Genomic DNA, 23,200 nt, shown 5'->3' on the forward strand with positions numbered 1-23,200 from the left:
GCCCAGTCCCGCTTCGGCGACGTTGATCATGGAAACGCCGTCGTTGGCGTTGCGCAGCGCCTGGGTCAGCGCGCGGATGTCGCCGCGCAGTTTTTCCGAGAGGGCGAGTCCCGCCGGGTCGTCGGCACCACGGTTGATGCGCAGGCCCGAGGAGATGCGCTCGATGGACTGCGCCAGCCGGCTGTTGTTGACTCCCAGCAGACGCTGCGCCGTCAGGGACGGTATGTTGTTGAAAATCCGAATTGCCATTGTTCAATCCTCCTTGACCGTTTGTCTTCCTGGGACCGGCTTCCGTGCCAACCCGTTATTTGTTGTGGTGTCATTCCCATTAATGGAATGAGGCTTGTTCTAAATATGAGGTTCAGTCGAACCTTCATCCGTGCTCACTCAATCTATCGGGATATTCCGACATTACTTTATAAACAAAATGTGTTTTTACCCGGAATTCCCGCAGGGCGCGGTTTGTCGGCGACTTTGATTGGGGAAGGAAAATGAAGGCAGGAGGGAGATCTTGGATCGGTAACAACATGCCCTATACAACTTAACGGCAGACCACCTTGAAAACTTGAATGACTCTTTGCGAAATTGTGACTCAGGTCAGGTTGTACCCGGCGATACCCGGGTTCTGGCTGAGAAAGTATATGACTTCATCCAGTGCCACGGTTCCGGAGTCGTTCAAGTATTTTCCGTACAACATGCCCAGCAGTTCATAGTCTTTCGCCGTTTCCACGACCAGTCGAACGTTGACGTTGCGCAGGTACCAGGGGGCGCGGGTGGCTGCGGCCTGCAGCGCGTGCACGGGATCCTCCAAAGCGGCCAATAGAGCTCCGGGGTCGGCGATGGGCTTGTTTGTTTTCGATAAGGTGCGGCACACCTCCAGGCGCATCACCGGGGCGGTGGTGCCGGGGGGGACATAATCGGAAGTGATGGTATAATCGGCGCGGGATTTCTGGTGCTCTTTTATGAGGGCATCGAGCAGTTCGACATCGATCAACGGCAGGTTGGCCCCGACGGGAACAACCTGGTCTGCACCCAGTTCCTCCGCCGCCTGAACCCAGGAACGGAGTGAGGATGGAGATGCGGTGATGGTGAACCCCGCCTCCATAGCTTCCGCCACTTGGGCCAAACGGTCTGTGGAAGCGTTTTCATCGGCCAGGAGAACGATGCGGTCGATTTGGTTGGAGTTGCGCAGTCGTTGAAGCACATGCTGGACCAGCGGGGTTCCCTCCAGCAGATTGAGGGCATGGCCGGGATCGGTCTCCGGACGGTTGGGGGCGTAAACGATAGCGGCAGGGGTCATGACCTTGTTCCCGAATTGAAGGTTCCTTGAATTTAAGCGAAACCGTACTTGTATTCCCGTAACGCTCGTCTGGAGTTCCTGAATGGCCCAATCCCGATTGACGCGCCCGAAAAAACTGAAGCAGGGGGATGCCGTTGGCATCGTTGCCCCAGCGGGTCCGGTGGACCCCGAACAACTGGAAAAGGGATTGCGCGTGATCCGAGGCATGGGATTTCACCCGGTTCCGGGTGAAAACCTCGCCGCCCGCAACGGGTTCCTTGCCGGCAATGACGCGGACCGTGCGCAGGACCTGATGGCGATGTTTGAGAATCCCGAAATCAAGGGCATATTTTGTGCGCGGGGAGGGTACGGGGTCAACCGCATTTTGCCTTTGCTCAAGCCGAAGGTCATCCAGGCGAACCCGAAAGTGGTGGTGGGATCCAGCGACATCACGCTGTTGCTTCTCTACCTGATGCAGAAGTGCTCGTTGATCCCTTTTCACGGTCCGATGATAGCGGGCAGCTTCGGGTGCCGGCCGATGACGCTGTCCAAAACCCAGTTCCGCAAAACACTCACCGCCACTGCCGGTGCCGGAAAACTGTCCGCCCCGCACGCGCGGGTCCTTCGGCCGGGCAAGGCACGAGGCAAACTCACCGGAGGGTGCCTCACACTCCTCTGCCGGTCTCTTCGCACCCCTTATGAAATCCAGACTGGCGGCCACCTGCTGGTCATCGAGGATGTCAATGAACCCGCCTACCGTATTGACGGCATGCTGTGGCAGTTGAAAACCGCGGGGAAGTTCAAAAACATCAAGGGTCTCGTTGTGGGGGAGATGGTCCAGTGCAATAACGGGGCACGAGGCGGGGCCGGGCTGGACGACGTGATTCTGGACGCCCTGAGGGACGCCTCGTTCCCGATCCTCACTAACTGTCCGGTGGGCCATGGAAACGAAATGTGGACCCTTCCCTGGGGCGTGGAGGCGGCAATGACCACTGAGTCACGCTTGCTGGAAATCAAGGGCACCGCGCTGACCTGAAGGCTGTTCACCGGATACCGCAATCCTTCCCGTTTTCCCTCACCGAAATCTCGCCATTCCTTTTTCCTTGATCCAGGTTTTTTTCATAAATTGGATAATCCGAACTTGACGAATTGAAACTCAGCCTTTCAAATAAAAATGGATAAGCCGATTGCAGGGGGGCAATCCATGGCGGTGGAATGCATTCATTGCGGAAATTTCGTGGAGAAGGGGCCGGGGGTCTGTGCCGTGTGCGGCGGGCGGCTTGTGGAACGCCGGAAAACGGCATCTATTGAGGAATCCGGGTCCCTTATGAAGTGGAGCTGGAATGATCTTCGCAACAACTGTCAGGAATGGTTTGCTTTCCACCCTGCAGAGGCGTTGATCTTCAAGGCTCTCCTTGCTCTTCTGGGGGTCATGTTTGCGGTTACCGTGTACCTTTCCTTTTAAATTGAAAACCACAACACTTTTTCTTTAAGGATGTCCATCGATCATGGTTGCGGATTGGATGGGTCTGATATTTGCGGTGGCCGGGCTGGGCGCCGTGGTGTACGCCTGGCGGATCCGGAATAAAGCCGAGTCCGCCCGTTTCTGGCCCGTGGCAACGGGTAAGGTTCAGCGCTCTTCCATCAAGCTGGAGAGGGGAGGGGGCTACCAGTCTTCCAACAGCACCTACCGCGCCGACGTGCGTTACCGTTACCGCGTCGGCGGTCGTTCCTACTCCAACAATAAAATCCTCATCGGCGGGCAATTGCAGATGGGGTTTCGAAGCCGTGCCGAAGAGCACTGCCGCCGTTACCCGGTCGGCACCGAGGTGGAAGTTTTGTACAATCCCGACAACCCGCAGGAAGCCTGCCTGGAGGCGCGTGAGGAAACCTCCGGATTTCTCCAACTCGTGGGTGGCGGGTTCGCCGTGTTTGGCGTCATGATGTACCTGGGCCTCTTGCCGTTCTGATCAATTCCCGAATTCGTATTGGATAGAAAAAATGAAGGTCTGGTCCGTTTTCTTGACGCCGGTCGAGGGCCTTGAGTTCTGATCGAGGATGTGGGTCAGCTTGAACGACCAGTTTTCGGTGAACCTGGTGTTCAACGACGCTTCGTTGCGCAGACGGTATTCGGCGGGCTGGGCGATTTTCGGGTACACGAGCAGGTAGTTGGTGAATTTCAAATTGTCCGTAAACTGGTACATCAGATTGGAAGCGAAACGCGCCGTGGTGAACCGCTCGTCCTCACCCACTCTTAAATCTTCGGAGAAATAGGTGACGCCCAGTTCGAACTCCAGGTTTTTGGTGTCGTTTTCCCAGAATTTGTAACCCACACCGCCGCCGATGACGGCGCGCAGGTTGAGGTTCTTGAACTCGTCCTTAAGAAGTTCGGTGCTGATCAGTCCGTAAAACCGGTCGGTGAAAAAGTGGTCGAACTTGAATGCACCGAAGGTGTTCCTGCTGTTGATCTCGCCGTCCTGTTCGACGTAGTTGTGGAAGGCGCGGAGCGACAGGCGGTCCCGTTCCCACTTCCGCTCGGCCTCAGCTCCGCCGCTGATGCTGGTCACCTCCACGTTGCCGGTCTGAATCGATCCACCGAGGAAAACATTTCCTTTCCATCTTCGCGGAGTCCTGTTGATGTACTTGATCTCGTCCCAGCGAAGGGACACCACTTCCTCCATGGGAACGAGTTCGATCCCCATGCTGCCATCTTGCCTGGTTACCAGCCGGCCTTTTAGAATTCCCCCTGTTTTCAGTTCGACGGTAACGACTTCCTCGGTGGTGATGGTCTGGATCTCCTCCACCGGAATCTTGTTTTTCTTCGCGTAATCGGTTGAGAAAGTCAGTTCCCCTTCCTTGAACGAATGGATGGTGCCTTTCAGCACATTTCCGTCCCCGAAATGCACTTCCCCCGCCCATGCAGTGGAGGCAGCGCACACAAGCACAAGGAGGGCGAGGAGAAAAAATAATCTGCGAACGGCTGAAGAAGGGATCATGATGCCCGGCCACGGGTAAGAAGATGATTTTGGAAGTAGCCCGAATGGGACAAGCATCCATCCGGATTTGAGCCTACCAAGATAGAGAATGTTTCCGGTAAAAATCAACCCGGAATCAGGATTTCGCAGGAAAAACAAACGTATAGCAACAGGGAAACAATTTCAAATGCGGATGGGGACGCCGCGCTGCTTGAGGTACCGCTTGCTTTCGGGAATGGTCAGCTCCTTGAAATGGAAGATGGAAGCAGCCAGAACAGCATCCGCCTTGCCTTCCGCAATGCCCGCGTAAAGATGTTCCAGCGTTCCGGCGCCGCCGGATGCGACGAGCGGAATGGTGATGGCTTCGGCTACGGTGCGGTTGAGAGGCAGGTCGTATCCTGTCTTGGTGCCGTCCCGGTCCATGCTTGTCAACAGAATCTCGCCCGCTCCGTACGATTCCATGAGCCGCGCCCACAAGACGGCGTTGATGCCCATGGGGTTGCGTCCTCCGTGCGTGTACACCTCCCACGCAGGTTCGGGTGGTTCGGGCATGACGAACAGGGTGGGGTGCTGGTGCTTCCATTCCACTGCGGGCGGATTCGGTGGCTGGTTGCGGTTCACCTGTTTGGCGTCGATGGCGACGACGATGCACTGGCTGCCGAATTTCTCCGCCGCCTGCTTGACGAACTCCGGGTTGTGCACGGCGGCCGTATTGATTGCGACTTTGTCCGCACCCGCTTTCAGCAGGTTGCGGATGTCGTCGAGCGTCCGCACGCCGCCGCCCACGGTGAGCGGCATGAATACGTTTTCCGCAGTGCGTTGAACCACGTCCAGGATGATGCCGCGCTTTTCGTGCGAGGCGGTGATGTCCAGAAATGTCAACTCGTCCGCGCCTTCTTTTTCGTAAGCGGCGGCGATCTCGACAGGATCTCCTGCGTCACGCAGGTTGACGAACTGCACGCCTTTCACCACTCGCCCGTCTTTGACGTCGAGGCAGGGGATGATGCGTTTAGCCAGCATGCGCCTGCACCTGCGAAAGCACGTCGCGGTAGTCGATGCTCTTGTCGTAAAGCGCCTTGCCAATGATCATGCCATCGACACCGCAGTCTTTCAACTGAACCAGGTTGAGCGCGTCCTCAACTCGGCTCACCCCGCCCGAAGCGATGACGGGTAGTGACGTCGCCTGCGCAAAGGCGCGGATGCTGTCCAGGTTCGGACCCTGCATCATGCCGTCGCGGCTGATGTCGGTGAAGATGAACCCGGCAACGCCCATCGGTTCCATCTGCTTCGCCAGGTCGGTGGCCTTCTGGTCGGATACCTCAACCCAGCCTTTCACGGCAACCATTCCGTCGCGGGCGTCGATGCCGACCATGATCTTGCCGGGAAACCGTTTGCAGGCTTCGGCGACAAACTCCGGTTCCTGCTGTGCGATGGTGCCGAGGATCACACGGTACACCCCGGCGTTGACGTAAGCTTCGATGGTTTCCAGATTGCGGATGCCGCCACCGACCTGGATGTCCACGGTACTGCTGTAGATGATGTTTTTGATGAGGTCCTGGTTCACCGGGCGACCGTCGAACGCACCGTCCAGATCGACCACGTGGATCAACTGGGCGCCCTGTTCGTCCCAGTGGGCGGCCATGTCCGCAGGATCGTCGGAATACACGGTTTCCTGGTCCGCCTTGCCCTGGGTGAGGCGGACGCACCGACCCCCCTTGATGTCAACTGCCGGTATGACGCGCACGAATGGGATCTCCTGAGTTTGGGGTTTGGAATGAAACGGATGGATTATAAGGAGAAGCCCGGGGCCTGTCAACGCGGGGGGCTGGGCCGCTTTGCAGGGGCATTCTATCAGGCATGGACCCGGTACCCACCGGGGCCTTGCCGGGATGGTCCACGGGGCTTGTGGAAAGCGCCTCCCCTTTGGGGTACAATTCCGCAACCTGCACTTGGCAGGTTGCGGAAGGACGATTTATGAAATTCATCCCCACCGAATTGGATGGCGTTTTGCTCATCGAACCCGTTGTGCACGAGGACTCGCGCGGGTTTTTCGTGGAAACCTACGTTCGTTCCCAATTCAAAAGACACGGCATCGACGTGGAGTTCGTTCAGGACAATCACGCGAAGTCGACCCAGGGCGTCCTGCGCGGTATGCATTACCAGGTTCGGCACGGTCAGGCCAAGCTGGTGCGTGTGGTGCAGGGTGAGGTGTACGACGTGGCGGTGGACGTGCGTCCGGATTCCCCTTCATATGGTCTCTGGGTGGGCCGCACCTTGTCCGCCGACAACAGGCGTCAGTTGTTCCTTCCCCCGGGATTCGCACACGGTTACTGTGTGCTCAGCAAAACGGCGGAGGTGGTTTACAAGTGTTCTGAGTATTACCATCCGGAAGACGAGGGAGGATTGATCTGGAACGACCCGGAAGTGGGCATCGACTGGCCGGTGCAGAACCCGGTGCTTTCGGAGAAAGACCGGCGTCACCCGCGACTGAAAGACATTCTGTCGCCGGAGGTGAAGGGATAGGGCGTTCGTCGGGGTGGTAACTTGCGAACCTGCGGCTATGCCGCAGGGGAACGGTCAGGAATTGATTTCGAGCGAGTGCATGAACTTATCGAAGATCAACTGCACGTTTTTGTCGATGTTGACCACTTTTTCCGGGTTTTTGGACTGGTACGTGCCCAGTGCGTCGTCGATCTGGCTTTTCAACTGTTCCTGGAATTTCGGGAAACTTTTCATCTCCTTCAAATATTCCCCGATGATCTCTTCCATGATCTCGTACGCGGGTTGTGAGTCCATCGATTCGTTGTAGGACATGCCCTGCTGACCCATCTCCTGCAAAAAAGCCTTGATGCGCCCTGTGTAAATGTCGTACTTCTCTTCACCGAGCAGGGATTTGACGGAATCGGCGAGCAAGGGGAAAAGACATTCCTTGAACAGTGGTCCCTTCAACTGGTCTTCCAGCTTGTGCAAAAAGAATCTTCCCACATGATTGCGCCGCTGGCCCTCTTTTTCCGTGAGGAAGTATTGTTCGATGAGCGGACGCGTTCCTTCTTCAAACGAAGATTCCACACAAAGATCACAAATCTGCACCGCTTCATTTTCCGCCATGGTCTGGATTTCCTCGTCGGAAGCCTTGGGGTGCTGGCGCATCAGTTGAATGGTTTTGCGTACGATCACACGGCGGAACTGCTTGGTCCGTTGCGATTCTTCAATGAATAAAGGTGTGTATTTTTCCATCGTTCAAGACCCGTTTAGGATTGGGACAATGCCGGGTAATGCGGCGTTTCACAACCACTTTGCTTTCGGTTTCACCTGAATGTTCAAAAACAGGCGGCCCGACTTAAGTATTTCACAGTGCCTGCCGTTAATTATAAAGGAAAAGGTTTCAATTGGAAATGTAGTTATTGCAAATTAAATCAAATATGTAGCGGTTATCATGGAAATTCGTCCCATTTCCGAAAATTCAGCGATTTTGGCTCATCAAGGCGTGAAGGTGAATGCGGGCATCTCTTTGTCCGGCGACCTGAACCTGACCACCCAGGAAGGCGATAAGGTCCAGATTTCTTTTGGCTCAGATCGTGCGGTCTCGGGCTCGCGAAGCCAGACACGGACGGCCGATGGATCCGTCGTGGAACGGTTTTCCCTGACTGCTATCGCCGCGTCCCGGTATTCGGTTACGGTGCAGGGCGACCTCAACGAAGACGAACTGGCTTCCATCCAGCGTCTCGTGGATTTGGTCGATCCGCTGGCCGCTGATTTTTTCGCGGGACGCGACATCGATCTCGCCGGTTCTGCAACCACTCTGGCGGACAACCTGGGCGCCATTCAGGAATTGTCGTTGGAGTTGGAGAAGACCACCTTCGCTTCGGTTCAGGGAACCCGGTTCTCCCGTGCACCGCAAGGCGGCTCTGCCGGTAATCCTTCTCTCCAACAGGGCTTTCCCGATATCAGCAACGTTCGCGACTTCCCTGCGTTGGTGGAATCGGTGCTGGATGCGGTGTTCTCGAAATTCGCCGCCGGAAAACTGGATGAGGCAAGCATCGTGCACCAGTTCGGCGACTTCCTGGAGTTCCTGAAAGACCGGCTGCAATTTCCGAAAGAGGACGGAGGCGATACCGTTGAGACCTCTACACCTGGGCCTGCTCCGACAGAGTCGGCTCCCTCTGCCTCCTCAAACAATCCCGTCGAATTCCCCGACTCCGACAATTAAGCCCTCACGTTAGCCCCACTTTTCAAACCCCTGTTCTGCAAGTGGGCCATCTGTGCCTTGGTCCCCATTCAAACTCTGGTATGATGGCGCTTCGTTTGTGTTCTGGAGCGTATTTTCATGCCCACAGCTCACCCCATCATCACTCTTGATAACGTTTCCCGGTTCTACCAGGCGGGATCGGTGCGCGTCACTGCGCTCTCCGGAATCGACATGCAGTTGATCCAGGGAGATTTCGTCACCATCATGGGGCCGAGCGGTGGAGGGAAGACAACCCTCCTCAACCTGATGGGCGGACTCGACCGGCCGGACGAGGGCGACATCCACATCAACGGGCATCATGTTTCCGAAATGAACGATCGCCAGCTCACGGAACTGCGGCGGAAAGAGATCGGGTTCGTGTTCCAGTTCTTCAACCTCCTTCCCACCTTGACCGTTTGGGAGAACGTGGAACTGCCTCTCTTGCTGAGCGGCGCACCCGGTCGCGCCCGGAAATCCATCGAAACCCTGTTGGATTACGTTGGTCTGCTTTCGCGCAGGGACTCGTTTCCAGCGGAAATGTCCGGAGGGGAGATGCAGCGGGTCGCCATCGCCCGCGCACTGGTGCACCAGCCGTCGATCGTGCTGGCGGACGAGCCCACCGGCAACCTCGATTCCGAAAACGGGCACAAGATCCTCGACATTCTCAAAAAAGCATCGGACGATTTTGCAACCACCGTCGTGGTGGTGACGCACAATCCCACCGCTGCCGAGTACGGCAACCGCCATTTCCGTATTCAGGACGGTCGTCTGCAAACCGTCAACGGCGACGCGGACGGGTGACGTCATGCGCGAAGCGGTGTATTTCAAAAACCTGTTCGGCCCGCTCATCGTGCGTCCGTTGTGGCGCGATCCATTCCGCTTCTTCATCACCACCGTAGGCGTGGCGCTGGGCGTCGCGGTGTTTTTGAGCATCCAGCTCGCCAACCGGCAGACCTTGAGTTCGTTCACCGAAACAGTGGACCTGGTACTTGGCCGCGCCAACGCGGTGGTGCATGCCGACGGCGTTCCTTTCGACGAGAAGGTTTTCAAAAACCTGCTTCCACTACGCGATACCATCAAGGCGTACCCCGTGATCGAGGGGTATGGGGTGGAGACACAAAGCGGGGAAGTGGTGGAAATCCTCGGCACGGACCTGTTGCAGGACAGCGGCATCCGCGACTTTTCTCTCAAGACCGCGGATGACACCTTGCAGGGCCTGCTACCGCTCATCATGGATCCACGCGGCATCGTCATACCGGAGACGTTCATTCCCGACCAGAATTTTCAACCGGGTGATGCCATCGAGTTTGCCATCAACGGTCAACCCGTCACCCTGCGTGTCACGGGGGTCCTGGAGAACAAGGGCATCGCCAAAGCGTTCAAGGGCAATGTGGCGTTGATGGACATCGCCGCCGCGCAGTCCGTGTTTGGCAAAATTGGACAGCTTGACCGCATCGACATCCGATTCCTCAAAGACAATAATTTCGACCGCATGCAGGCGGAGATAAAGCAGGTGCTTCCTGATTTCCTGCGCGTGGACCGTCCACAACACCGGGGCAAACAGGTGGAGAAGATGTTGCGCGCGTTTCAGTACAACCTCACTGCGCTCAGTTTCGTCGCTTTGCTTGTCGGACTGTACCTCATCTACAACATGATCTCGCTTTCGGTGGTGCGCCGTCGGACGGAGATCGGCACCCTGCGCGCGCTTGGCGCGTCGCCGTACTGGATCGCTGCCATCTTCATCCTGGAGGCGGGGGTGATCGGAGCCATCGGTTCGGCTTTCGGCGTCGCCATCGGTTATTTCCTGGCGAAGTTTTCTTTGCAGGCGATCACCCTTACGGTGCAGAACCTGTACGTGTCCGCCAACGTGGCGGACTTCGATTTTCACTGGAGTGAGGGCTTTCCCTATTTCGTGCTGGGGGTGGTCCTGTCGTTGTGCTCGGCATTGCTTCCCGCATACGATGCGGCGACCACCCACCCGACGCAGGTGATGCGCCGAGGCAGTTACGATCTGAAAGTCTTTCGCGGCAACCGCAGGCTGACTTACCTGGGGCTGGCGTGTCTAGCCTGGGCGCTGGCGTGCGTACCGCTACCTGCCGTCGGCGGTTTTCCATGGCTGGGGTTCGCTGCGGTGTTCTTCATCATTCTCGGCATGTCGTTTCTGTCTCCCGGTGCGCTGGTGGTCCTGCGCAACCTGTCGCACAACCTGTGCAAACGCTGGTTCGGCGGGGAGGGCCTGCTGGCCAGCCTCAATCTCACGCAGAACGTGGGACGCAACGCCATCGCCGTGTCGTCGCTTGCCATTGCCTTCATGATGGTCATCAGCATGTCGATCATGGTGCACAGTTTCCGCCAGACGGTGACGGTGTGGATCGACCAGACGCTGAAAGCCGACTTGTTCGTGCGCGCGGCGGGAGGCAAACACATTGATTACCAGTACACATTGCCTCTGGCACCGGTGGCCGAACTCAAACAACTCGAAGGTGTGAAGGCGGTGGACGCTTTCCGCGCCCTGCACATCACTTATGAAAACCAACCGGCGATTCTGGGGTCGGGTGATTTCTCCGTGTTGTCGCGCCATGGCAACCTCGTCATCAAGGACGGCCCTCCCGCAAAAAAACTTGCCGACTTCATGGTCGGGGCCGACCGCGCCATTGTCTCCGAACCGTTTGCCTACAAGCACAAGGTGGACGTGGGTGACCGGGTGAAGATCGCAACACCCAACGGCACGATGAATCTGGAGATCGTTGCGGTCTATTACGACTACTCGCAGGAGCGCGGTTACGTCATCGTGGACCGGCGCACGTTCTTGAAATATTACAACGACCCGACCGTAAACAGCTTCGTCGTATACCTGGAAGACCGGGCGCACCTGCCCACGGTGCGCAAGGCGATCCTCAATACCATTGGTTCGTCGCACCAGGTCATTGTCCGCTCCTATGGTGAATTGAAAGAAGAAGTGCTGAACATTTTCGACAGGACTTTCGCGATCACCTACTCGCTGGAGGTCATCGGCATCGGCGTGGCGCTCCTGGGCCTGTTCAACACGCTGGTGTCACTCATCATCGAACGCCGCCGGGAGCTGGCCGTGTTACGATTCATCGGCGCGTTTCCGGAACAATTGCGCAAGATGGTTCTGATCGAGGCGGGACTGCTGGGTTGGATCGGATCGCTGATGGGGCTCGCCGCGGGAATCGTGGTGTCTTACATTCTGATATTCGTCATCAACAAGCAGTCGTTTGGCTGGACCATCCAGGTATTTCACCCGGTGGCTTTCATGGCGGGGGCGACGTTGTTCTTCGGTGTGGTGGCGGCAGTGGCGGGATTGTACCCCGCCAGGATGGCGATGCGGCAGGACCCGCGTGAGTCCATCCGCGTCGAATGAAGATTCAGTCCGTCGGGTCGGAAGGCCTCACATCCAGCAGTTTCAATTCCACTTTCTCGCGCCCGTTCCACGTGTTCAGTTGCAGTTCGTAGGCAATGTCGATCAACGTGTCGGGGTCGAGGTACCGGAACGTTTCCGCCAGGCGGAAGCCGATGACGTTCACCGCGGTCTTGCCCTGCGTGGCGCGGAAACGAACGTGTGTGCGGTCGCGGCCAATTTCGCGGAAGTCGCGGATGCGGATTCTGCGTGAACAGAATACCGGAAGGGTGTTCACCTGGCCAAACGGACCCAGCTTCTGCATTTCCTTGTATGCATCCATGCCAATGTCCCGAAGGTCCAGCGTGCTGTCAATCTTGAGTTCGGACACCATGCGGTCGTCGGTGAGGTAGGGGGCTCCGACTTCGTTGATGGCGCGGCGGAAATCGTCGATGCGCCCCGCTTCAATGTTGAGTCCCGCCGCGTACGCGTGTCCGCCGTATTGCGTGAGGTGTTCGGAGCATTGCGAAAGCGCCTTGTACAGGTTGAACGTCGGAATACTCCGGGCCGAGCCCTTGCCCATGCCGTCGCGGATGGCAATCAGGAACGTCGGCCGGTAATACTTGTCCGCCAGTTTGGAAGCGACGATGCCAATGACGCCCTGGTGGAAATTTTCGGATGCCAGCACCAATACCCTTTCCTTTTCGAGGTCGACCTCGCGTTCGATCAGGTATTCCGCTTCCTCCTGCACGCCGTGTTGCGTGTGCTTGCGTTGCTCGTTGATCTGGTCGAGCTGTTCCGCGATGCGCCGCGCTTCCCCCTGGTCGTGGGTGACCAAAAGATCGAGACCCGAATCGGCGCGTCCCAGCCGTCCTGCGGCGTTCAGCCGTGGCGCAAGGCCGAATCCGATGGAAAAGGAATCGACTTTGCCGTCCACCCCGGCCACGTGTTTCAGTGCGACGAGCCCTGGTTTTTCCGTGGTGCGAAGGGCTTCCAGGCCGTTGTGCGTCAGCACGTGGTTCTCTCCGGTGAGCGGCGCCATGTCGGCGATGGTGCCCAGCGTGAACAGGTCGAGGTGTTTTTTCAGGTTGGGCAGGCGGTCGGGGCTCCACCCGGCATTGCGAAGCGCACGGCGAATGGCGACGGCGAGTTTGAATACGATGCCAACGCCGCTTAAAAATTTAAACGGGTAAGTGCAGTCTGGCTGAAAAGGATTGAGCACCGCCACCGCGTCGGGCAGTCCTTCCTCCGGAACCTGGTGGTGGTCGGTGACGATGACGTCCAGCCCGATGGTCCGCGCGTAGGCGACCTGTTTGACGGCGGTGATGCCGCAGTCGGCAGTGATCACCAGTTTGTTGCCGCGTGCCTTGATTTCGTCAAGCGCGTTTTCATTGACGCCGTAGCCTTCCTCCATGCGTTCCGGCAGGTAGTGGTCGAAACGGATACCGAGCTCGTGAAAGAAATGATGCATGAGCGCGGTGGAAGTGACGCCGTCCACATCGTAATCGCCGAAGATGGTGATGCCCTCGTCGTTCTCGATGGCAGTGAGGATGCGTTTCACCGCCTTGTCCATGTCGCGCATGAGGTACGGGTCGTGCGTGCCTTCCAGGTCGGCATCGAGAAACACGCGGCCTTCTTCCGCATCGGTGATGGCGCGGTTGACCAGGAGGGTCGCGGTGAGCGGCGAGATGCGAAGGCGGTCCGCAAGGTGTTGCACCGCGTCCGGTTCCGGTTCGGCGAACACCCATCTTTTTTTCAGCAGTGAAAGTAGGGTCATGGTGAAGACGTTCTTGTTCCACAGCGGCGTTGCAGGTGAAACGCCGGAGTTTGTGAATGGTTCATGCGCTGGGAAGGGAGTCTGCGGTCGCGGAAACGTGCAGGTGTTCCTTCACACCCTTGAAGGTTTGGCGGTGAATGGGACAGGGCCCCCACTCGCGAATGCGGTCGCGGTGAAACCGGGTGCCGTAACCTTTGTGCCGGTCAAACCCGTAATGCGGGTACTCGGCGTGATAGGCGTCCATGAGACGGTCGCGGTGCACCTTGGCCAGCACCGATGCGGCGGCAATCGACAGACTTTTGCCGTCTCCGCCGATGATGGTCTGCTGATCCACCGTGATGTCGATCGGCTGGTTGCCGTCGATCAGCACGAGGTCTGTATTCGGAGTGACCTGTTCCACCGCCTGTTTCATGGCGAGACGCGCCGCCTGCAGGATGTTGATGGCGTCGATCGTTGCCGCATCAACCACGGCAATCGCTTGCGCGCGGCACACATCGAGAATCACGGAATACAAACGTTCCCTTTGCGACGGGGTCAGTTTTTTCGAATCGTCGAGTCCGGGTATCGAAAGGCCGGCAGGCAGGATCACCGCCGCGGCGACCACGGGACCGGCCAGCGGTCCACGTCCGGCTTCATCCACACCGGCGATGAACTGATACCCGTTAGACTCCGCTTCCCGTTCGAAATCGAGCATGACCCCCCAGCGTTTTGTCCGATCATAGGGTATTCCCATTATGCAGGCAACTCAAAAAACCCGCCGTTGCAATCGCTTCACCCGCAAACGTATAATCGAAATCATGTTGAAAAAATGGTTTGCTGCAATTTTTGTGTTGTGCGCATTGATATACGGATGCGTCACCACCCCCGTTTCCGAAAATTCCGCGCTGATCCTCATTCCCTTCTCTCAGGAAGTGTCTCTGGGCAAGCAGGCGTTCGGTGAGATTCTGCAAAAGGAAACGCTTTCCACCAATGCGCGTCTGCAGACGGTGGTCGAGCGTGTCGGGCGGCGGCTCGTTATCGAAACGTCGATGGCGGACCTTGATTGGGAGTTTAAGTTGTTCGCCTCCAACCAGATGAACGCGTTCGCGCTTCCCGGCGGGAAGGTGGGCGTGTACGAAGGCATTCTTCCCGTGTGTTCGAACGAGGCGGGGCTGGCGGCGGTGCTGGGTCATGAAATCGCGCACGCGGTGGCGCGGCACGGCGCACAGCGCATGTCGCAACAACTGCTCATCACCGGGGCGCTGGCCGCGTCGTCGGTAACCCTGTCCGACAACAAGAACCGCGGCATGATCCTGGGTGCGCTGGGCATTGGCGCGCAGTACGGAGTGACGTTGCCGTTCAGCCGCGGCAACGAGTCGGAAGCCGACGAGATCGGCGTCATTTACATGGCGAAAGCCGGGTACGACCCGAGGGAGGCGATGCGGTTCTGGCAGAGGTTTTCCAGCATGAAGGGAGGCGGGCAACCGCCGGAGTTTTTATCGACACATCCCGCCGACGAGCGGCGCGTGCGCGACATCGAGCAACTCCTGCCCGAAGCCATGCGCATCTACAACGCGCACCCCAACAAGCAGGGACTGGGCGAATCCTTCCTTTATATTATGAACGAAGAGCGCTTGAAAAATCCGGGTGGGATGAGGAAGGGGCAAATGGGGGACGATCCCCGCAACCCGGCGCGATGAGGGCAGGCCAAAGGGAGCGAGGTACAAAAAAAAGCCGGGCCGTGTGGCCCGGCTTGATTTTTTTCTGCAGGAAATGAAATCTCAGCCCTGTGCGGCCGCTTTCTTGGCGGCGGCTTTGGCCCGCTTCTTGCGCACGCGTCCAGTCTTCTTGGTGGACTGCACCTTGATTTCTTTCAGGCGTGCCGCCTTGCCACGCAGCTCGCGCAGGTAATACAGCTTGGCGCGGCGAACGCGGGCGTGTTTGACGACCTCAACTTTTTCCAGCCGCGGCGAATGCAGGGGGAAAATCCTCTCGACCCCGACGCCGAAGGACACCTTGCGTACGGTGATGGTCTTGCGGTTGGCGGAACCGCGCATCTTGATGACCACACCTTCCACCACCTGAACGCGTTCCTTGTTGCCCTCGACAATGCGGATGTGGGCGCGCACGGTGTCGCCGATGCGGATCTGGGGCGCATCCTGCTTCATTTCCTGTTTTTCGATCTGTTGCACCAGATTCATTATTTTGAACTCCTGTGAATGGAATTGGAGATAATACCAAATTCCCCCGCCTCGGTACAAATAAAAATTTGGATTTTCAGGCCTCCCGGGCCAGAAGCCGGTCCAGGATGACGGAGACGGCGGCCCGGACGGGCAGATGGTTGTAGCCGCTCAGGCCCTCGATGGGAGCCAGCACGAAATCCGCCCGCTTTACCAGCCCGTGCTCCAGCCCCCAGCCGGTGCCGAACACCAGAAGGTACTGTTCGTCCTTGTTTTTCAATTCCTCGCGGATCGTGGGGTAATCCCGGCTCTGCGGAAATGACTTGGCGTCGGGTATGACCGTCTTCGGCCTTTTGCCGGTGCGGGTGGCGATGTCGGTGACGGCATCGTCGAGCACGTTTTTGACCCGCGTAACCAAGAGAGCCTCCTTGCGCGTCGGGTTGTAAGTGGAACCGTAGCCCTCCAGCCAGTGTTTCATCATGCGCTCCACCAGCACCTGCTGGGTCGATAGCGGCGTAACCACGTAAAAGGTGGCGATGCCGTAGGTGCGCGAGATGCGCGAGATGTCGTGCACGTCGAGGGTGGTGACGGACGAGGTCACGATGTCGCCCACCTTGTTGTACACCGGAAAATGCACCAGCGCGATGTGGATGTTGGAGGCGGTCGGGTTGGTCACGAAACGGGTTCCTGGAAAGAGCGGTTATTCGGATTCGCCTTCCGGAGGGTCGTCCAGAAGATCGGGGCGGTTCAGCCGGGTTTTTTTGCGGGCCTCGTCTTTTTGCCAGTCGCGGATTTTCCTGTGGTCGCCGGAGGTCAGCACGTCCGGCACGGTCCACCCCTTGTAATCGCGCGGCCTTGTGTACTGCGGGTATTCGAGCAGTCCCTGGCTGAACGATTCCTCATCGAGACAGGTTTCATCACCGATGACGCCGGGCACGAGGCGCGACACCGCCTCCACCAGCACCATTGCCGGAATCTCGCCGCCGGAGAGCACGTAGTCGCCGACTGACAGGTCTTCATCGACCACGCATTCGCGGACGCGTTCGTCCACGCCTTCGTAACGGCCGCAGACGAGAATGAGGGATTCTTTTTTCGACAGCTCCCACGCCTTGGCCTGGTCGAACGGGCGGCCCGAAGGCGAGAGCAAAATGGTGTGGGCGTTGGGCGACTGTTGCTTGACGGACTGCACGGCGCGGTCGATCGGTTCCACACCCATCACCATGCCCGCGCCTCCACCGAAGGGGTAGTCGTCCACGCGGTTGTGTTTGTCGAGGGTGTGTTCGCGCAGGTCGTGCACGCCGATGTGCACCAGCCCCTGTTCCTGCGCGCGTTTGAGGATGCTTTCGTTGAACGGGGAGGCGAACATCCCCGGAAAGATGGTGATGATGTCAAACCGGATGGTCTTCAACGAGTCCTTCGACCTTGTGAAAAATGAGGGTGCGGTTATCGAGATCGATTTTTTTGACGACGGAATCAATCATCGGCAGGAGGAGTTCCTTGTCGCCGTCTTTCACGACGTACACGTCGTTGCTTCCGGTTTCGATGATTTCCTCAACGATGCCGTAGAAGCGGCCGTCTTCGTCGTACACGCGGAGATTGAGGACCTGGAACCAGTAATATTCGCCTTCGGCCAGGCCGGGGAAATCCGTGTCCGGCACTTCCAGCGTATTTCCGGCCAACTCCCGTGCCTGCTCCGGGGTGTCGCAGTGCTGAAATTTGATGATGAGGGGGATGCCTGCGCCGCGAACCGACTCAATGACCCATTCGCGGGGACCGCCGTCCGTCTCCATCCGTCCGTGCCGGATGGTTTTCAGGAGAGAGGTGTCGGACACGAAAGGGTGGAGCTTGAGTTCCCCTTTCAGCCCGTGGGGTTTGGTGACCCGTCCGACCGCAATCCATTCCATGCGTCACTCAATGATCTCCAGCACGGCGCGTTTCTTGAGTTTGGTGGCGTTGGCGTTGAGGATGGTGCGCATGGCGCGGGCGGTTTTGCCCTGCTTGCCGATCACCTTTCCGAGATCGTCCTTGGCGACTCTCAACTCGAGCACCGTGGTCTTCTCCCCTTCAACTTCCCGAATATTGACTTCTTCCGGATGGTCCACCAACGCTTTCGCGATAATTTCAATTAGATCTTTCATGCCCGATCCCTCCACGAAGCCAACGGTTGATAAGTCACGCTGAATCAGGTTCATGTTACGTTCAGAGACAGATATGGACCGATTGACGAAAAACGGGGATCCAAAAAACGGAAACCAGAGCTTGAACGGTATTACTGGCCGACGCCAGCCTGCTTGAGCAGGGTGGCCACCGTACGCGAAGGTTTGGCGCCTTTCTGAATCCAGCTCTGCGCTTTCTCGGCGTCGATCTTCACAGCGTCCTCGGTCTTCAGCGGATCGTAAGTTCCGATGATCTCCAGAAACTTACCGTCACGCGGCGACCGGGAATCGGTAGCGACCACCCGGTAAAACGGCTTCTTTTTTGCTCCTCGTCGGGTTAAGCGAATGACTACTGCCAAAATTTCCTCCTGATTGATTCAATAAAAGGTTGTTGCTTGGGTTCGGCACGGCCGCCTGTTGCACGGGGCGTGCGGGAACCGGATTTAACCGAAGGGGCTCGTCCCCCGGCCGCCGAAAAAACTGCCGGGATTGAAGCGTCCCATTTTTCCTGATGACACTTTCTTCATCATTTTTTTCATCTGCGCGAACTGCTTGAGCAGTTTGTTGACCTCGTTGACCGTGGTGCCGCTGCCGGTGGCGATGCGCCGCTTGCGGCTTCCGTTGATCACGTTGTGGTTCGCGCGTTCGCGCGGCGTCATGGAATTGATGATCGCTTCCACGCGCACGAATGCCTTGTCGTCGATCTGCACGCCTTTCAGCATCTTGCCCGCGCCGGGGATCATGCCCAACAGCTCCTGCATGGACCCCATCTTGCGGAACTGCTGAAGCTGGTCGCGGAAATCTTCCAGATCGAATGCGTTTTTTTGACCTTGCGGCCCAACTCCTCGCGCTGTTCCTGGTCGTACGCCTGCTCCGCCTTGTCGATGAGCGACATCACGTCGCCCATGCCGAGGATGCGCGACACGATGCGGTCCGGGTGGAACGGCTCCAGCGCGTCCAGTTTCTCCCCGGTGCCGATGTACTTGATCGGTTTGCCGGTGACGGTTTTGATGGAGAGGGCCGCGCCGCCGCGGGCATCGCCGTCCATCTTCGTCAGAATGACGCCGTCGATGCCGACCGCGTCCTGAAACGATTTGGCGATGTCCGCCGCCTGCTGGCCCATCATCGAGTCGGCGACGAACAACACCTCGTGCGGCTCGATTTTTTCCTTGATGCGCCGCACCTCGTCCATCAGCGCCTCGTCCACCTGCTGGCGGCCGGCGGTGTCGAGGATCACGGCGTAGCGCAATTCTTTTTTGGCCTGCTGAACGGCCTTTTCGCAAATGGCGACGGGATCGCCCTCGCCCTGCGCGTCGTACACGTCGATGCCGAGGTCGCGTCCGAGTATGTTCAACTGTTCGATGGCCGCCGGACGGTACACGTCCGCCGGAACGAGCAGGACGTTCTTGCCGTCCTTCTTCCACTGCTTGGCCAGTTTGCCGACGGTGGTGGTTTTACCCGACCCCTGCAGGCCGACCATCAGGATGATGGTGGGCGGCTGGTCGGTAAACCGGATGGGGCTGACTTCATCGCCGAGCAGGTGTTCCAGCTCGTCGTTGACGATCTTGACCATCTGGTGGCCGGGTGTCAGGCTGTTCAGGATCTCCTGGCCGATGGATTTTTCCCGCACCTGCGCGAGGAAATCCTTGATAACGGGGAGACTGACATCGGCTTCGATGAGCGCCACGCGGATTTCGCGGAGGGCCTCATCGACATCGCTTTCTTTTAATTTGCCGCGACCCTTGAGCTTTTTATAGACGGCTTCCAGGCGCTCGGACAGGTTTTGGAACATGCGCTTCAAATACCAGAATTTACGGGAATTGGTTACCTTATTGGGCTACCATATACTACCAGCGAAACCGGGTAAAGGGGATAAAAAAATAGGTGGTTTGCTCATTTGATGGCCCGTCATGGCCTGATTTGGAAATCGTCCGGAAAGGGAAGGCTGGCTTCCATCTGAGATAGGGCAAAGGTAATTGGAAAAAATGGAGTTACGGGGTTGTTTTGAGAGTCATTTGCCGATAGCTTTCAGGTAGTCTTCGCGGGTGAACCCGCCCGACCGCATATTGGCTTTGATGATGTCGATATCGACTTCATCGTATTTGGGCAGAACGAGGGGACGGGATACACCGGATTTAGTGAGAATGATGTGGTCGCCACGCTCCCGGTCTTTTTCAAACCCAAGTTTCTGATACGCTTTGAGGAGCGTTTTCCAGTGCTAGGGTGTGAGGCGGGTCAATGCGGCTTATTGGCTAATGGCGAGAGGAATTTCAATGTCTGCTTCAAAATCTTCGGGGTTTGAAGGAGCGTCCTCTCTCAACAACAGGGTGCCTTTGGAAAATGAGATGAATCCGCACCCTTTCAAAACGTCGCCCAGAGTTCCGCGGTCGAAACAAGACTCAAGGAACAGACCGATCGCTTCCTGTGCGTTTTGAATTGCCTTATCCTGATTTTCGCCCTGTGACCACACGTCGAGAACGGGACTGCCCGCAACAAAATGGGTTTCCTTCTTTTGTACCCGAATCGGTAATTTCAGATGAAACGAGACGTTTGGGTTCATGACGCTCACACTCTTTTTATGAACAAATGTGTTTAGTTGGGTATCAATTGATACTGATATTATAGCCGGAGAGCATCGGAACGCATAATGTTTTGCCTCTTTGGTGGTCAGGGGGCCTATCATGAAAAAAGCCATTGTACTACTCAGCGGAGGACTGGACTCCACAACCGTGCTGGCCATCGCGCGGAATGAAGGATTTCAACCTTTTACCCTCAGTTTCGACTACGGGCAGAGGCACCGGATCGAGCTCGAGCGCGCGGCGGTGGTGGCTGAGGCGTTGGGCGCGAAGGACCACCGGGTGGTTTCGGTGGACCTCGCCCAGTTCGGCGGCTCGGCGCTGACGGCCGACATCGCGGTGCCGACGGGTCGTACTGCCAAGGAGATGGCGGGGGAGGTTCCGGTCACCTACGTCCCGGCGAGGAACACGGTGTTTCTCTCCTACGCGCTGGCGTATGCGGAGGTGACGGGGTCGCACGACCTCTTTATCGGCGTCAATGCCCTCGATTACTCCGGCTACCCGGACTGCCGTCCGGAATACATCAAGGCGTTCGAGACGATGGCCAATCTCGCCACCAAGGCCGGGGTGGAGGGAACGGAGCGGTTGACGATCCACACACCCCTGATCGAGATGACCAAGGCTGAAATCATCAAAAAAGGGTTGGCGCTGGGCGTCGATTACGGCCTCACCCACAGCTGTTACGATCCCAGACCCGGCGGCGTCCCTTGCGGTGCCTGCGACAGTTGCATGCTACGCAAAAAAGGCTTCGATGAAGCGGGCGTGGAAGATCCCCTCCTGCAACGCGGTACCTGACCCAAACGCCTGCCAAACCAAAAACCCGCCGGAATAGGCATTGGAATTTTTCGCCGCTGTCATTACAATTCTTCTCAGTTCGGGAAAATTGATTCATCGGGATGCAGAAGGAGGGGGACGATGCGAGGCGAATGGCGAGCGGTGGTGGCGGGTCTGCTGATCATGACCGTGGCCTGTGCGGGACCGGCGATGAAACCGGACGCGGTGGAACCGGATTCGCAGGCGGTGCTGGGACCGGAGAAAAAAACGGCGGCCGCGCAGTTGAAAAGAAAGACCACGCTTCCACCTAAAAAGAAATCCGCGGCAAAGAAAAAACAACCCCAGCCGTCCGACGAACATCACCTGGAAATCGACACGAAGGTCGAGGGCGTGCAGGCGCTGGTGGACCGCGCCATGGTGCTGACCTTCGGTTTCAATCACGCCGAGGCCAACAAGCTGTTCAAGCAGGCGGCGGACAAAGACCCGAACTGCGCCGCCTGTTACTGGGGCGCGGCGTACGTGCTCGGGCCCAACATCAACGCGCCGATGGAACAGTCGTCCGTCGACGAAGCGTTCAGCCTGGCGCGCAAGGCGTATCAACTGCGCCACAAGGCCAGGACGCGCAACCGCGCGCTCATCGAAGCGCTGGTACACCGTTACGGTCCCGATCCCATTCCCGACCGCACGCATCTCGATGAAGCCTACGCACAGGCCATGCGCGGCGTGGCGCGTAAATTTCCCGATGACGCCCTGGTGCAGGCGCTTTTGGCCGAGGCGTTGATGGACCTGCACCCGTGGCAGTACTGGCAGGAGGACGGCTCGCCGCAACCGTACACGCCGGAGATTCTCGCCGCGCTCGATGACGCCCTGAGCCTCAACCCCGATCACCTGCTGGCGAACCATCTGCACATCCACGCGGTGGAAGCGTCGCCTAATCCCGAACGCGCCGAAAAGAGCGCCGACCGACTGCGCCGCCTCGCGCCGTCCGCCGGGCATCTGCTCCACATGCCGGCGCACATCTACATGCGCCTCGGCCGCTACGCCGACGCGGCAGAGGTCAACCGCACCGCCATCGGCCACGATGAGGCGTACCAGGCCGATGCCAATCCGGAAGGACTCTACCCGCTCGCCTACATGCCGCACAATCGGCATTTCCTGGTGATCGCGCTGGCGGAATCCGGGCAGGGCCGCAACGCCGTCAAGCAGGCGTTCGAGCTGGCGCAGAGTATCGACACCGCCAAAATGCGCGAGCCGGGTTATGGCACGCTCCAGCATTTCTGGATCATGCCGCTGTACATCATGGTGCGTTTCGGGCAATGGGATGAAATCCTCACCCAGCCGTCGCCCGACGCGGCACTCAAGTACCCGAAAGGCGTGTGGCACTACTCGCGCGGACGGGCCCTCGCCGCGCTGGGGCGTCTCGTCGAGGCCGAACAGGAACTGCGCCAGCTGGAGCGGCTCGCCAAGCATCCGTTCCTGCTGGACGTGACCATCTGGGACGTCAACACCACCGCGCACCTGTTGCAGATCGCGACCCAGGTTCTGGCGGGAGAACTGGCATATCAGCACGGCGACATGGACGCGGCGATCCAACATCTGGAAGAAGCGGTGGAGCGGGAAGATGCGCTCACCTATGAAGAACCGCCGTCGTGGTATTACCCGGCGAGGCAGTCTTTGGGATGGGTTCTCTTGGAGGCCGGGCGGTTCGAGGAGGCCGAGTGGGTGTACCGCGAGGACCTCGACCGGCACCGTGAAAACGGATGGTCGTTGAAAGGACTTCAGCAAAGCCTGGAAGGGCAGGGCCGCATCGCCGATGTAAGGCAGGTGAAAAAACGGTTCGACAAAGCCTGGCGTAATGCCGACGTGCCCATCGCGCGGTCGCGTATTTAGCCGGATGGCACCCGGGGCAGTGAGG

At 58.1% G+C, this 23,200-nt stretch carries 25 protein-coding genes and 2 pseudogenes; 10 read left to right on the forward strand and 17 right to left on the reverse strand.

The annotated features are described in order from the left end of the window. A partial coding sequence (locus TX82_RS07130) for a flagellin N-terminal helical domain-containing protein (protein ID WP_042250786.1) occupies window positions 1-249 on the reverse strand: 249 nt, incomplete at its 3' end. 343 nt (window positions 250-592) lie between these two features. Next, the gene (locus TX82_RS07135) at window positions 593-1,300 is read right to left on the reverse strand and encodes a cytidylyltransferase domain-containing protein (protein ID WP_005008697.1); all 708 of its coding nucleotides are present in this window, start codon (window positions 1,298-1,300) and stop codon (window positions 593-595) included. Window positions 1,301-1,382: 82 nt separating this feature from the next. On the opposite strand from TX82_RS07135, the gene TX82_RS07140 reads away from it, so the two are divergent. The 3 genes from TX82_RS07140 (at window position 1,383) to TX82_RS07150 (ending at window position 3,249) form a co-directional block, all read left to right on the forward strand. Then, on the forward strand, window positions 1,383-2,315 hold the full coding sequence (locus tag TX82_RS07140) for a S66 peptidase family protein (protein ID WP_005008699.1): 933 nt from the start codon (window positions 1,383-1,385) through the stop codon (window positions 2,313-2,315). 138 nt (window positions 2,316-2,453) lie between these two features. Next, window positions 2,454-2,744: a hypothetical protein gene (locus TX82_RS07145; RefSeq protein ID WP_042250789.1), complete on the forward strand. Its 291-nt coding sequence runs from the start codon at window positions 2,454-2,456 to the stop codon at window positions 2,742-2,744. Between the two features lie 43 nt (window positions 2,745-2,787). Next, on the forward strand, window positions 2,788-3,249 hold the full coding sequence (locus TX82_RS07150) for a DUF3592 domain-containing protein (protein WP_005008702.1): 462 nt from the start codon (window positions 2,788-2,790) through the stop codon (window positions 3,247-3,249). Here the strand turns inward: TX82_RS07150 and TX82_RS07155 are convergent, their stop codons facing one another. From TX82_RS07155 to hisA, 3 genes are all read right to left on the reverse strand, one after another. Further along, window positions 3,250-4,164 (reverse strand): DUF481 domain-containing protein, encoded by a 915-nt coding sequence (locus tag TX82_RS07155; RefSeq protein ID WP_222822979.1) that lies wholly within the window; start codon window positions 4,162-4,164, stop codon window positions 3,250-3,252. 273 nt (window positions 4,165-4,437) lie between these two features. After that, window positions 4,438-5,274 carry an imidazole glycerol phosphate synthase subunit HisF gene (gene hisF, locus TX82_RS07160; protein ID WP_005008704.1) on the reverse strand — a complete coding sequence of 279 codons (837 nt, stop codon included), beginning with the start codon at window positions 5,272-5,274 and terminating at the stop codon, window positions 4,438-4,440. Next, window positions 5,264-5,998 (reverse strand): 1-(5-phosphoribosyl)-5-[(5-phosphoribosylamino)methylideneamino]imidazole-4-carboxamide isomerase, encoded by a 735-nt coding sequence (gene hisA / locus TX82_RS07165; RefSeq protein WP_005008705.1) that lies wholly within the window; start codon window positions 5,996-5,998, stop codon window positions 5,264-5,266. The genes hisF and hisA overlap by 11 nt, the downstream gene beginning before the upstream one ends. Before the next feature lie 230 nt (window positions 5,999-6,228). Between hisA and rfbC the strand changes: the two genes are divergently transcribed. Then, window positions 6,229-6,777 (forward strand): dTDP-4-dehydrorhamnose 3,5-epimerase, encoded by a 549-nt coding sequence (gene rfbC, locus TX82_RS07170; protein WP_042250793.1) that lies wholly within the window; start codon window positions 6,229-6,231, stop codon window positions 6,775-6,777. Between the two features lie 54 nt (window positions 6,778-6,831). On the opposite strand, the gene TX82_RS07175 is transcribed toward rfbC, so the two are convergent. Further along, on the reverse strand, window positions 6,832-7,491 hold the full coding sequence (locus TX82_RS07175; RefSeq protein ID WP_005008707.1) for a hypothetical protein: 660 nt from the start codon (window positions 7,489-7,491) through the stop codon (window positions 6,832-6,834). 235 nt (window positions 7,492-7,726) lie between these two features. On the opposite strand from TX82_RS07175, the gene TX82_RS07180 reads away from it, so the two are divergent. The 3 genes from TX82_RS07180 (at window position 7,727) to TX82_RS07190 (ending at window position 11,867) form a co-directional block, all read left to right on the forward strand. Next, window positions 7,727-8,464, forward strand: a complete 738-nt coding sequence (locus TX82_RS07180; protein ID WP_144079119.1) for a hypothetical protein — start codon at window positions 7,727-7,729, stop codon at window positions 8,462-8,464. Window positions 8,465-8,581: 117 nt separating this feature from the next. Beyond that, complete coding sequence (locus TX82_RS07185) at window positions 8,582-9,283, forward strand: ABC transporter ATP-binding protein (protein ID WP_005008713.1); 702 nt, start codon at window positions 8,582-8,584, stop codon at window positions 9,281-9,283. 4 nt (window positions 9,284-9,287) lie between these two features. After that, window positions 9,288-11,867: an ABC transporter permease gene (locus tag TX82_RS07190; RefSeq protein WP_005008716.1), complete on the forward strand. Its 2,580-nt coding sequence runs from the start codon at window positions 9,288-9,290 to the stop codon at window positions 11,865-11,867. A 4-nt stretch (window positions 11,868-11,871) separates the two neighbouring features. On the opposite strand, the gene recJ is transcribed toward TX82_RS07190, so the two are convergent. Continuing rightward, on the reverse strand, window positions 11,872-13,620 hold the full coding sequence (recJ, locus tag TX82_RS07195) for a single-stranded-DNA-specific exonuclease RecJ (protein ID WP_005008718.1): 1,749 nt from the start codon (window positions 13,618-13,620) through the stop codon (window positions 11,872-11,874). Between the two features lie 61 nt (window positions 13,621-13,681). Continuing rightward, window positions 13,682-14,353: a ribonuclease HII gene (rnhB, locus tag TX82_RS07200; RefSeq protein ID WP_084603988.1), complete on the reverse strand. Its 672-nt coding sequence runs from the start codon at window positions 14,351-14,353 to the stop codon at window positions 13,682-13,684. A 1-nt stretch (window position 14,354) separates the two neighbouring features. Here rnhB and TX82_RS07205 point away from each other — a divergent pair, with 1 nt between their 5' ends. Further along, entirely contained in the window at window positions 14,355-15,299 is a 945-nt protein-coding gene (locus TX82_RS07205) for a M48 family metallopeptidase (RefSeq protein WP_005008720.1), read from the forward strand. Between the two features lie 81 nt (window positions 15,300-15,380). On the opposite strand, the gene rplS is transcribed toward TX82_RS07205, so the two are convergent. From rplS to TX82_RS07245, 9 genes and pseudogenes are all read right to left on the reverse strand, one after another. Beyond that, window positions 15,381-15,800 carry a 50S ribosomal protein L19 gene (gene rplS, locus TX82_RS07210; RefSeq protein WP_005008722.1) on the reverse strand — a complete coding sequence of 140 codons (420 nt, stop codon included), beginning with the start codon at window positions 15,798-15,800 and terminating at the stop codon, window positions 15,381-15,383. Between the two features lie 76 nt (window positions 15,801-15,876). Continuing rightward, on the reverse strand, window positions 15,877-16,455 hold the full coding sequence (locus tag TX82_RS07215) for an RNA methyltransferase (RefSeq protein ID WP_005008723.1): 579 nt from the start codon (window positions 16,453-16,455) through the stop codon (window positions 15,877-15,879). Window positions 16,456-16,479: 24 nt separating this feature from the next. Further along, entirely contained in the window at window positions 16,480-17,145 is a 666-nt protein-coding gene (gene trmD / locus TX82_RS07220; protein WP_349293312.1) for a tRNA (guanosine(37)-N1)-methyltransferase TrmD, read from the reverse strand. A 22-nt stretch (window positions 17,146-17,167) separates the two neighbouring features. Then, window positions 17,168-17,683 (reverse strand): ribosome maturation factor RimM, encoded by a 516-nt coding sequence (gene rimM, locus TX82_RS07225; protein WP_005008727.1) that lies wholly within the window; start codon window positions 17,681-17,683, stop codon window positions 17,168-17,170. Between the two features lie 3 nt (window positions 17,684-17,686). Continuing rightward, window positions 17,687-17,917 carry a KH domain-containing protein gene (locus TX82_RS07230; RefSeq protein WP_042252102.1) on the reverse strand — a complete coding sequence of 77 codons (231 nt, stop codon included), beginning with the start codon at window positions 17,915-17,917 and terminating at the stop codon, window positions 17,687-17,689. A 131-nt stretch (window positions 17,918-18,048) separates the two neighbouring features. Continuing rightward, complete coding sequence (gene rpsP / locus TX82_RS07235) at window positions 18,049-18,294, reverse strand: 30S ribosomal protein S16 (RefSeq protein WP_005008731.1); 246 nt, start codon at window positions 18,292-18,294, stop codon at window positions 18,049-18,051. A gap of 84 nt (window positions 18,295-18,378) precedes the next feature. Further along, window positions 18,379-19,727 (reverse strand): annotated as a pseudogene (gene ffh, locus TX82_RS07240) (signal recognition particle protein). Window positions 19,728-19,946: 219 nt separating this feature from the next. Next, window positions 19,947-20,138, reverse strand: a pseudogene (locus tag TX82_RS17185) (type II toxin-antitoxin system HicA family toxin); the annotation flags it as partial. A gap of 42 nt (window positions 20,139-20,180) precedes the next feature. Continuing rightward, window positions 20,181-20,630: a type II toxin-antitoxin system HicB family antitoxin gene (locus TX82_RS07245; RefSeq protein ID WP_144079120.1), complete on the reverse strand. Its 450-nt coding sequence runs from the start codon at window positions 20,628-20,630 to the stop codon at window positions 20,181-20,183. Here TX82_RS07245 and queC point away from each other — a divergent pair. Both queC and TX82_RS07255 read left to right on the forward strand, forming a co-directional pair. Next, entirely contained in the window at window positions 20,617-21,306 is a 690-nt protein-coding gene (gene queC / locus TX82_RS07250; protein ID WP_005008736.1) for a 7-cyano-7-deazaguanine synthase QueC, read from the forward strand. The genes TX82_RS07245 and queC overlap by 14 nt on opposite strands. A gap of 120 nt (window positions 21,307-21,426) precedes the next feature. Continuing rightward, window positions 21,427-23,175, forward strand: a complete 1,749-nt coding sequence (locus TX82_RS07255) for a tetratricopeptide repeat protein (protein ID WP_005008739.1) — start codon at window positions 21,427-21,429, stop codon at window positions 23,173-23,175. Window positions 23,176-23,200: the final 25 nt, after the last annotated feature.

This window comes from Nitrospina gracilis 3/211 (assembly GCF_000341545.2).
Classification (GTDB): Bacteria; Nitrospinota; Nitrospinia; order Nitrospinales; family Nitrospinaceae; genus Nitrospina; species Nitrospina gracilis.

Coding starts and splice junctions, on each gene's coding strand:
- TX82_RS07205 (WP_005008720.1), top strand. CDS start 14,355: ATGCAGGCAACTCAAAAAACCCGCCGTTGCAATCGCTTCACCCGCAAA.
- queC (WP_005008736.1), top strand. CDS start 20,617: ATGAAAAAAGCCATTGTACTACTCAGCGGAGGACTGGACTCCACAACC.
- TX82_RS07255 (WP_005008739.1), top strand. CDS start 21,427: ATGCGAGGCGAATGGCGAGCGGTGGTGGCGGGTCTGCTGATCATGACC.
- TX82_RS07150 (WP_005008702.1), top strand. CDS start 2,788: ATGGTTGCGGATTGGATGGGTCTGATATTTGCGGTGGCCGGGCTGGGC.
- TX82_RS07185 (WP_005008713.1), top strand. CDS start 8,582: ATGCCCACAGCTCACCCCATCATCACTCTTGATAACGTTTCCCGGTTC.
- rfbC (WP_042250793.1), top strand. CDS start 6,229: ATGAAATTCATCCCCACCGAATTGGATGGCGTTTTGCTCATCGAACCC.
- TX82_RS07175 (WP_005008707.1), bottom strand. CDS start 7,491: ATGGAAAAATACACACCTTTATTCATTGAAGAATCGCAACGGACCAAG.
- TX82_RS07190 (WP_005008716.1), top strand. CDS start 9,288: ATGCGCGAAGCGGTGTATTTCAAAAACCTGTTCGGCCCGCTCATCGTG.
- rplS (WP_005008722.1), bottom strand. CDS start 15,800: ATGAATCTGGTGCAACAGATCGAAAAACAGGAAATGAAGCAGGATGCG.
- rnhB (WP_084603988.1), bottom strand. CDS start 14,353: ATGGGAATACCCTATGATCGGACAAAACGCTGGGGGGTCATGCTCGAT.
- TX82_RS07135 (WP_005008697.1), bottom strand. CDS start 1,300: ATGACCCCTGCCGCTATCGTTTACGCCCCCAACCGTCCGGAGACCGAT.
- rimM (WP_005008727.1), bottom strand. CDS start 17,683: ATGGAATGGATTGCGGTCGGACGGGTCACCAAACCCCACGGGCTGAAA.
- TX82_RS07145 (WP_042250789.1), top strand. CDS start 2,454: ATGGATAAGCCGATTGCAGGGGGGCAATCCATGGCGGTGGAATGCATT.
- trmD (WP_349293312.1), bottom strand. CDS start 17,145: ATGTTCGCCTCCCCGTTCAACGAAAGCATCCTCAAACGCGCGCAGGAA.
- TX82_RS07140 (WP_005008699.1), top strand. CDS start 1,383: ATGGCCCAATCCCGATTGACGCGCCCGAAAAAACTGAAGCAGGGGGAT.
- hisF (WP_005008704.1), bottom strand. CDS start 5,274: ATGCTGGCTAAACGCATCATCCCCTGCCTCGACGTCAAAGACGGGCGA.
- recJ (WP_005008718.1), bottom strand. CDS start 13,620: ATGACCCTACTTTCACTGCTGAAAAAAAGATGGGTGTTCGCCGAACCG.
- TX82_RS07245 (WP_144079120.1), bottom strand. CDS start 20,630: ATGGCTTTTTTCATGATAGGCCCCCTGACCACCAAAGAGGCAAAACAT.
- TX82_RS07230 (WP_042252102.1), bottom strand. CDS start 17,917: ATGAAAGATCTAATTGAAATTATCGCGAAAGCGTTGGTGGACCATCCG.